General features: G+C 62.9%; 1 protein-coding gene. It reads left to right on the top strand.

Annotated elements, in window-relative coordinates:
- Nucleotides 1–365: winged helix-turn-helix domain-containing protein (locus EOB49_RS34885; RefSeq protein ID WP_206526213.1), on the top strand; the 365-nt coding region annotated here is incomplete at its 5' end.
- Nucleotides 366–367 lie beyond the last annotated feature (2 nt).

Below are 367 nucleotides of genomic sequence, written 5' to 3'. Positions count from 1 at the left end.
CGTTCCAGATCGAGGAACTGGAGGCGCGCATGCGCGTGCAGCTGCGCCGCGCCAATGACCGCACCGCGCCCGTCGTTGCTTGCGGCGATCTTGTCTTCGACACCAACACGCGATTGTTTTCGCTCGCCGGCGAAACGCTGGGGCTGACGCCGCGCGAACACGCGGTACTGGAACAATTGATGGTCAAGGCGGGACGCACAGTGAGCAAGGCGGCGCTGTCGGCGGCGATATACGACTTCGAGACCGACGCCGACCCCAGCGCCATCGAGATCTATGTGCACCGTGTACGCAAGAAGCTCGAAGGGTCTCGGGTTCAGATCGCCACCTTGCGTGGTCTTGGCTACCTGCTGCGCCATGAGGATTAGCA

Origin of the sequence: Mesorhizobium sp. M7A.F.Ca.MR.148.00.0.0 (assembly GCF_003997735.1) — a bacterium.
Taxonomy (GTDB): domain Bacteria; phylum Pseudomonadota; class Alphaproteobacteria; order Rhizobiales; family Rhizobiaceae; genus Mesorhizobium.
The sequence above is the reverse complement of the archived record's forward strand: the minus strand, read 5'-3'. Positions and strand labels throughout refer to the sequence as shown.